This window comes from Gilvimarinus gilvus (assembly GCF_030518155.1).
GTDB lineage: Bacteria > Pseudomonadota > Gammaproteobacteria > Pseudomonadales > Cellvibrionaceae > Gilvimarinus > Gilvimarinus gilvus.
Genome location: NZ_JAULRU010000617.1, coordinates 306338 through 314728 on the forward strand (window position 1 = coordinate 306338; position 8391 = coordinate 314728).

Annotated in this window: 6 protein-coding genes; 1 reads left to right on the plus strand and 5 read right to left on the minus strand. The window is 52.3% G+C overall.

Translation table 11 applies throughout. The features are described from left to right. Positions 1-3: 3 nt before the first annotated feature. From doeA to QWI17_RS16480, 4 genes are all read right to left on the minus strand, one after another. Positions 4-1272 carry an ectoine hydrolase gene (doeA, locus tag QWI17_RS16465; RefSeq protein ID WP_302723612.1) on the minus strand — a complete coding sequence of 423 codons (1269 nt, stop codon included), beginning with the start codon at positions 1270-1272 and terminating at the stop codon, positions 4-6. Next, entirely contained in the window at positions 1269-2543 is a 1275-nt protein-coding gene (locus QWI17_RS16470; RefSeq protein WP_302723613.1) for an aspartate aminotransferase family protein, read from the minus strand. Before QWI17_RS16470 ends, doeA begins: the two co-directional genes overlap by 4 nt. A 45-nt stretch (positions 2544-2588) precedes the next feature. Further along, a complete protein-coding gene (doeB2, locus tag QWI17_RS16475; RefSeq protein ID WP_302723614.1) occupies positions 2589-3749 on the minus strand; it encodes a N(2)-acetyl-L-2,4-diaminobutanoate deacetylase DoeB2 in 1161 nt (386 codons plus the stop codon). 190 nt (positions 3750-3939) lie between these two features. After that, complete coding sequence (locus QWI17_RS16480; RefSeq protein WP_302723615.1) at positions 3940-4716, minus strand: EAL domain-containing protein; 777 nt, start codon at positions 4714-4716, stop codon at positions 3940-3942. A 303-nt stretch (positions 4717-5019) separates the two neighbouring features. On the opposite strand from QWI17_RS16480, the gene QWI17_RS16485 reads away from it, so the two are divergent. Next, positions 5020-6030, plus strand: a complete 1011-nt coding sequence (locus QWI17_RS16485; protein ID WP_302723616.1) for a sulfite exporter TauE/SafE family protein — start codon at positions 5020-5022, stop codon at positions 6028-6030. A gap of 4 nt (positions 6031-6034) precedes the next feature. Here QWI17_RS16485 and QWI17_RS16490 read toward each other — a convergent pair whose 3' ends face one another. Further along, a complete protein-coding gene (locus QWI17_RS16490; RefSeq protein ID WP_302723617.1) occupies positions 6035-8020 on the minus strand; it encodes a PKD domain-containing protein in 1986 nt (661 codons plus the stop codon). Between the last annotated feature and the right edge of the window lie 371 nt (positions 8021-8391).

Here is an 8391-nt window from a genome sequence, read left to right on the forward strand (position 1 = left end):
CTCCTATGGCTCTTGCTTTTTGTCTTTATCGCCTTCTGCGGCTGGAGCTTTTTCTGATTTCTTTTGCTTGGCGCGCTGCGCACTCAACTGAGCAACACTGGCACCTTCGTCACTTTTAACCGTGAAGTTGCGGTCCATTGTGAAGAACGATTTACATCCCTCATCGGTAATGTAAATGGTGTCGGAAATGCCACAGGTTTTGTCGCCATCAACGCCCCACATCCACGGAATAATATGGAAGGTCATCCCCTCTTTCAGCACGGTTGACTCGCCCTGCTTCAAACTGACGATATAGCCTTCATCCCAACTGGGTGGAAAGGCAATACCAATGGCGTAACCGGAGCGAGTAATCAAGCGCGCGCCGACGTCGTTGTCGGAAATAATATTGCGCACAATATTGTCGGCATCGGATACTGTCATACCCGGTTGAAAATACTCGTGCACAGCGTGCAGCGCATGTTTCATTTTTTCCTGCGCCTTGTACATGGAATCGGTTAAATCACCCAGCACCACAGTGCGCATCATGGCGGTGTGGTATCGCCGGTAACAGCCGCCCACCTCCAAAAACACATGTTCGCCCGGCTGTACCGTGCGCCCCTCCCAAGTAGCGTGACCAATCATGGTTCGCGGCCCGGACGTCACATAGGGCATCACCGCCGGCGGCTCGCCACCGGCACGGAACATACCGGCACTGACGGCTGCGGCAATATCATTTTCAGTCGCTCCGGCCTTACAGGCCTCAATTCCCGCGTGCATACCCGCCTCGGTAGCGATGGCGGCTTTGTGCATAAGCTCAATTTCCACCGCCGATTTACACACACGCCCCTCCTCTACAATACCGAAGCAATCAAGCAGCTTGGCTTCGGTTAAGGTGGTGTGAATCGTGTCTTGCTGGTACGCGGGGAAGAAGTAACTGTTGCGTTCATAACCAATGCGTTTTTTGGAAAGTCCAAATTCACGCAGTGCATCCACCAACATTTGAATCGCATCGCCAGTATCCGGGTAAGGTCTGGTGCGCTCCACCCAAGTGCGGGCAAAAATGTTGGATTCCTCCATGGCGCGAGTAATCATAAAAGGCTCGTCAACCAAGGGCACCACTAACGCCTGAAAGAACGAATAACCAGTGGTTTGATAATCCGTTAAGTACATAATGTTTTCAGGGTCGGTAATGACTACCGCATCCAGGTGGCGCTCTTCAATACGCGCGCGCAAAGCGCTTAGTCTTCGCTCGTACTCTTCGTACGGAAACGTCATATCATCGCGTTGCTTCATGCGGCGCCTCCCATTACTTTCTCGGTGTGTTTCACTAAGGTGGCGAGTGCGGATTCGAGCTGATCTTGTGGAATGGTAAGCGGTGGAATCAATTTAATAACACGCCCACCCGTACCACAGGCAGACACGAGTAAACCATCGTCAAAACAGGCGGCAACAATTGCTTTCGCCGTGGCACCATCGCCTACGTCTATGCCATAAAGCATTCCGCGCCCGCGTATTTGCACCTGATCGTATTTTTTCTCCAACGGAGCTATGGCATCCAGCATGATTTTGCCTTTGACCTTGACCTCGTCCATAAGCTCTGGCGTTTCGAAATAGCCAATCGCCTCTGAGCCTGCCACAAAACTCAACCCCTGACCACGGAAAGTACCTGTGTGTTCACCCGGGTTCCAGTGTTTATCGACCTCGGGCTTAACCAAATTCATCGCCATGGGCGTACCCCAGCCACCAATGCCTTTAGCCAGGCACACAATGTCAGGGTCAATGTCCATGCCATCGAAACTAAAGAAAGAGCCAGTGCGGCCACAGCCCACCTGAATATCATCAATAATTAACAGTGAACCCAGCTCTTTTGCCAGGGCCGCCAAGCTTTGCAGCCACTCTTTACTGGCCACATTTACACCACCTTCGGCCTGAATGGTTTCCACCAAAAAGGCCGCAGGTGGCTGTAAGCCACTGGATGTATCGCTGTAAAGCGATCGCATCTGCTCGATCACACCATTGCCGCAACCCATGGTGCAACCACTGCAAGTTTTCTCACAGCCAAACGGAAAATGCGATACATGCTGAAGGGGAACGCCGGAGGCGGCGCGAAACACCTGATTGGCGGTACACGCCAAAGCCCCCAGCGTCATGCCATGAAAGCCATGAGTAAACGCTACAATTTGAGTGCGCTTAGTCACGCGACGGGCGATCTTCAGAGCCGCTTCAACAGAGTTAGTGCCTGTGGGGCCCATAAACTGCATCTTATGCGGCATATCACGTGGTTCAAGAATGGTTTTGGTAAACCTCTCCATAAACGTTCGCTTCGCCGTACTGTGCATGTCCAGGCTGTGCGTTACGCCGTTTGATTCAATGTAATCAATAACCGCACGCTTCATACGTTCGTTGTTATGGCCAAAGTTCAACACGCCAGCTCCGGCAAAAAAGTCGATATATTCTTTGCCTTGGTCGTCAACCTGAACCGCGTTACTGGCCGTATCAAATACCACGGGATACACTCGGCAGTAGCCACGAATTTCAGATTCACGCGCTTCAAAAATACTCATAAACTTCTCCTTAACATCACACGGTTTAAGAGCCCAGCTATTGTTTTACTGCGGCATGGGTGCTCCCACTAACTGACTGAATAATTTCACGACAGGTTCTATCAAACGATCGTTAAAATCGTATTGCGGGTTGTGACAAGCATAGTGATGATTGTCACCATCGTCGGCACCGATCAGAGCAAAGGCACCGGGAATTTCTTTAAGGTAGTAGCTAAAATCTTCCGACGCCATAATCGGTACTGCAATGACATCGTCAAGGCTTAGGCCATCACCCATTAAAGGCCAGGTATCGCGAACTTTTTGTGCAGGTTCAGCGTGATTAATCGTCGCATCGTAGCGGGGAATTATCTCCACCTCGGCCCTAACGCCGTAAGCGCTGGCCACTTGTTTCGATATATCGGTAATAAGTTGGTTAACCTGATCGCGGGCGGCGCGATCAGAGACTCGAATACTGCCACCGACTTTCGCGACTTCCGGAATGACCGTGGGGCCACTGGGCGCGTCGATCGATGTAACACTGACCACCGTTGCCTGTTGCGGCGCCAACCGGCGGCTGACAATTTGTTGCAGTGCCTGCACCAACGCTGCAACGGCCAGAACCGGGTCACTGCACAGTTCGGGTTGACTGGCGTGGCCGCCAACACCGTGAAGGGTTATTTCGAAAGTACCATTGCCGCACATAACAATGCCGTCGGGACATACCAACTTGCCGAACTCAATCGCCGGCCAGTTATGCCAACCGTATATGCAGTCAACACCGGCCAGCGCGCCATCGTTAATCATCTCGCGCGCACCATGGCCGCCCTCTTCTGCCGGCTGGAAAAGTAAGGTCACGGGGCCGGGCAAATCGGCTTCGTGTTTTTTTAACCACATGGCTGCTGCCAACAGCGCTGCGGTGTGGCCATCGTGGCCGCAGGCATGCATGCACCCATCGCGATTCGATGACCAGGGCTGCCCGGTTCGCTCATTAATAGGTAGAGCGTCAATATCTCCGCGCAGCGCAATATGAGAACCGGTGGCCGCACTGGCGAGGGTCGCCAGGGTGCCGGTTTCCGCACAACTGCGCCATTGAATGCCAAGTGCATCCAGCTCATCGCGTATTCTTTGGGCAGTATCATGCTCCTGCCAACCAAGCTCAGGCTCACTGTGAAAGTGCCTGCGCAGCACTTTAGCCTGGCTTATTATTTCCGGCCACTGATAGGTCATAGTTCTCCTTGCAACCTAAGGTGAAAGTCAGAGTCAGCCTGCTAGCTCTGATAGTAGACTCTAGGCAAGGGTTGTTCCAATCTATAGAAAAAGCCAAAAACCGTATGAAAAAGCCGAATAGTGCGGGCCGCGAGAGCGCATCGAAATTTTATGCGCCCCGAAAGAGCGCAAGGAATTGTAAATACTGCAATTATGGCCAGGTAACGGTTGGCAATGTTTCAAAACCTGGTTTGGCAAACAGGTAACCCTGAAAACGTTCCACCCCCAAGTCACACAAGCAGTGGTATTCATCCAAAGTTTCCACCCCTTCAGCGAGCGGAACAATGTTGAGCTCATCACACAGTGCAAGCAAGTGCCGAACAATCACTTGCTTGGCCAGGTGTTGGTCAATATCTATCACCAGCTCCCGGTCGATCTTTAACAAATCAGGCTGAAACGATGCCAACATATTGAGGCCAGCATAACCCGCACCAAAGTCATCGAGCGCGGTTTTAAAGCCCGAAGCCTGGTAGTAGCGCACTATGTCGCGCAGGTGATACTTATCCTGCACATGTTCCGCTTCCGTGATTTCAAATAAGATACGCTCCACGGGAAAATCCCACTCACTTGCAGCATGCAAAGTAGTGCGTATGCAAAGCTCGGGACGATATACCGCATTTGGCATGAAGTTAATACTTACATACCCCTCAATCCCCAGTTTTGAGGCCCACTCGATGGCTTTGACGCGGCAGGTTTGATCGAAGCGATATAGATTGTGGTCGTTGACCTGCTCAATAACCCACATCGCGCCTTGACCATCGAGCCCCCGACACAGGGCTTCATAACCTAATATTTCCCGGTGACCGGCATCGACAATGGGCTGAAACGCCATAGAAAAATCAAACCCTAGCGCCTCGCCATTGCGGCAAGCCTGGCAAGACAGTTCGGTGTAGTCAGTGGGGCCAGCTTGACTTGAGTTGCAGCCCATTTAAATCTCCCGGGTTTTATTTTTGAACTCTATTTAGTTAAGCACATCTGCACAATATCGCTAGGCGCATAAATCATCCCCCATCATAAGCCGCCTTCGCCTAGCCACCTAAGCTACCCCGGCCACGCCTACCAAAATCAGGGGATCACCGCGGATTTTGGGGGGCATAAAAAGTGGCTTTGCGTAGCATCATTATCCAATCGTAAAGGCTACAATGGCGTCTAAATTTTTGCGAGGCGTGTGCCAGATTTCGGATTACCGTATCATATGCGCCCTCTATGCCAGCCGGAGCACAGCGCCATCATGTCGATACAATCGCCACCCAAGCCGTATTTGTGGATCTGGTTTTTGTGGCTGGCCGCGTTCTATTTGGTATGGTTTTACTTGATTCAGGCCGACGGAGCATGGGCTGCCGCCAAAGAGCATTGGGCCATCGCCGCCGCTATGGCCGTAGGCAGCTACGCTGCTGGCTCTACCCCTATGGGTGGTGGCACCGTAGGCTTTCCGGTACTGGTACTCTTTTTCGAGTTGCCTGCCAGCTTGGGGCGCGACTTCAGCTTTGCCGTGCAATCTATTGGTATGGTTAGCGCCAGTATTTTTATTTTTGCCAGGCGCCAACCATTGGCTTGGGCGCTGCTAAAAGGAGCCATGGCCGGGGCCCTGATTGGCACCCCCATCGGGATTTTGTTGCTTGCTCCTCTGGTTCAGGATCTCTGGATTAAAGTATTTTTCGCCGTGATTTGGGGAAGCTTTGGTCTTCTTCATCTGTACCGTATTGGCGAAATCGCCGGTCACACGGGCATGACGGATTTCGATGAAAGCTGGGACTTAAAAGTCGGCTTTACCTTAGGTATTTTATCCAGCGCCCTTGCCGTCTCAGTCACTGGGGTTGGCATCGACATGGTCATTTATGCAGCTCTGGTACTGCTGTGTCGTGCCGATTTAAAAATCGCGATACCCACCTCGGTGGTGATTATGGCTTTCAACTCAGTATACGGTGTGGCGATAAAATCAATGACCGGCAGCTGGCAGCCCGGAGTGTACGAAAACTGGTTGGCCGCTGCACCTATCGTAGCTTTGGGCGCGCCGCTGGGCGTTTTTATTGTCGGATTGATTGGTCGTAAACCTACGTTGTTGGTCGTTGCGACACTGTGCGTTGGGCAGTTTATTTGGACGTGCTATGCCGAGCGCCAAGCGCTCGGCATAGCTGGCATAGTTGCCGCCATTATTTCTGTTCTCGTGTGCTTAGGCGGTTTTGAAAAACTGCGGGCCTGGGGAACCGTCTTGGTCGAACAAGCTCGCCGCAACAGCTAAGCCGTTAAAATTGACTGCGGCTTAATACAACACGGTCACCACTGACCGGCTCAACCACCAACAACTGCTGGTAATAGTTTTCACCACCCACCACATACAGTAGATTCCGCTCTGCCGAATACGCCATATCGGCGGATGCACCCTCGCGCGGATCGACATTAGACAGCAAGATGTCACGCTGACCCGTCAATAAATCTATCGCAATAATGCCGTTGTCAACTTCCGTTAAAATATAGCCCGTATCCGCTGCCTGGTTTACAACAAAGCCCAGTGCGGACTCTCGTGGCATAGGCCCAAAACTCACGCTTGAGCCTTCGGACAACATACGTGAAGTGGCGATACCTTCGCTTGTATCTAGCGCCAGTGCGTCGACAGCAGAAGCGCTCGTCTCCATAATTAAAAGCTCATTTAAACTCTCACTCCAGCTTAGTTGCACGGGCGCCGTAACCGGCTCAGCTACAGTCATATGATCGGCCAACACGCCAGCTTCCATGGTGTCAGACTGGGTCACCAATACCTGACCTGCGCCAAAATCAGCGATGTACAAGTGCTCATTGTGAAGCAATAAGCCTCTGGGCTCGACAAATCCTTCTTCGGCTATGGCAACAACTTCATCGCGGCGAGCTCCCGTAGCAGCATCGACAGTGATCACGCCGCCCTCGTTACGCACGAGCTCCTGCTCTTGTTCCTGAACGGTCACCTCACTCCAACCCGACAGGTAGAATTCGTGATTTTTGGGGTCATACACCATGTCCGAAAACTGCTCCAAAGAAGGCCCTTGCTCCGCCTCGGCAAAATCCGTCACCGCATAGCTGCGAGCCCCTGTTGCCAGATCAATGCTCATAAGTGCGATATCAGACTCCACTTCACCGTCACTCAACACCCACACCTCCTGCTGATTTGGTGCAAGCACCATTGCCGTTGACTGCACCCAGCGAGCTCCGCTGCCAACCGAGGCACTACTATTTCGATACAGTTCAGTTTGGGCATAACCAGAGCGCCCTTCACTATCAACGGCGGTAACGGTTAACAGCGCCGAATCAATTTCGGTCGGCAGTAGAACATCGGGCACGCGAAACTCTCCCGAGTCCGACACGGGTACGGACACGGTTTCTACGCCGCCCTCAACCATCACTGAATCAATTTGTGCACTCCCGGATGCCGTTACCGAACCAACGACATCCACGTCACCCTGCTCGTATACACCGATAGCAGGAGGGAAGTCTAAGGTCACTTTGGGCGCTTGCGCAGTAGTCACAATAACCGTGATGGAGTCGGATTCAGACGCGCCTTCGTTGTCGGTGGCCGAAACCCGAAACCGGAAGCGCTGCTCAGTTTCGCTGTCGGGAACGAGGAATGTAGGCTTGGCGCTCGCCGCGTTTTCAAGGCTAACACTGGGGCCATCGAGCTGCTGCCAAAGAATATCCTGAACGTCGCCATCAGGGTCATAAATGTTGGCGCTCAGCGTAATTTCCGCTTCGTTTTGCACGGAACGAAATCGCCCCAGCTCAACAACGGGCGGCTGGTTCACCCGTGCAACGGTAACCAAGACCGTATCACGTGTTGTTAATGTTTCGTCATCAATGGCGACGTACTCAAATTGCAGAGTCGCCGTTTCTGCTCCGCCAGTGGCCGGAGCGGTAAACTCTACGCTCGCTGTGTCTACCGGTTCCACAGGCACCCTAGGGCCCGATAATTGCCGCCAGTACTGCGAAGTGATTTCACCGTCATCGCTAACCTCGGCTATTAAGGTAACGGTATCTCCGGCACTGACGTTCACATCCTCACCCGCAGCCACCAGAGGTGCCTGTGCTTGCGCCTGAGAGCTGGACGAACTCGACACACTCGAACTGCTTGAGGCAACAACACTGGACGAGCTTTGCGCATTGCCAGACGAAGCGTCGCCGGAACCACCACAACCGCTTAGCGCGACAACAGCAGAAACCAAAATTGAGGAAAACAGGGGTGCTTTTTTGTATTCCATTTTCATAGGGTCACCAGTTAGTCATTCGATGACTGCCACATCGCAGAATTCATACCACCTTTATTTTTTCCAATTTATTCAATATGTTACAAAGTAAACAAATACAAAACCGCCGTGTTTTCTTGTAGTATTTGCAGCGGATTCGCGGCATTTACAAATACCCCAAAGCCTACTCGATTGGATATTGACACAATTTACAGCTCAATTTATTTACATCGACAGAAAACTTAGGGAGACTCTGATTAAGTCCTCAGTGGCCTCTGGCTTACAAGAGCTTTTCGAGGTCAAGGCGGCGATCCGATGGCGTGCCGATGGCCCGGTGAGGGGAGCCAACACAGAGATCGGAAAGCTCTGCAAGCCCCGAAGGGCACGGCCAA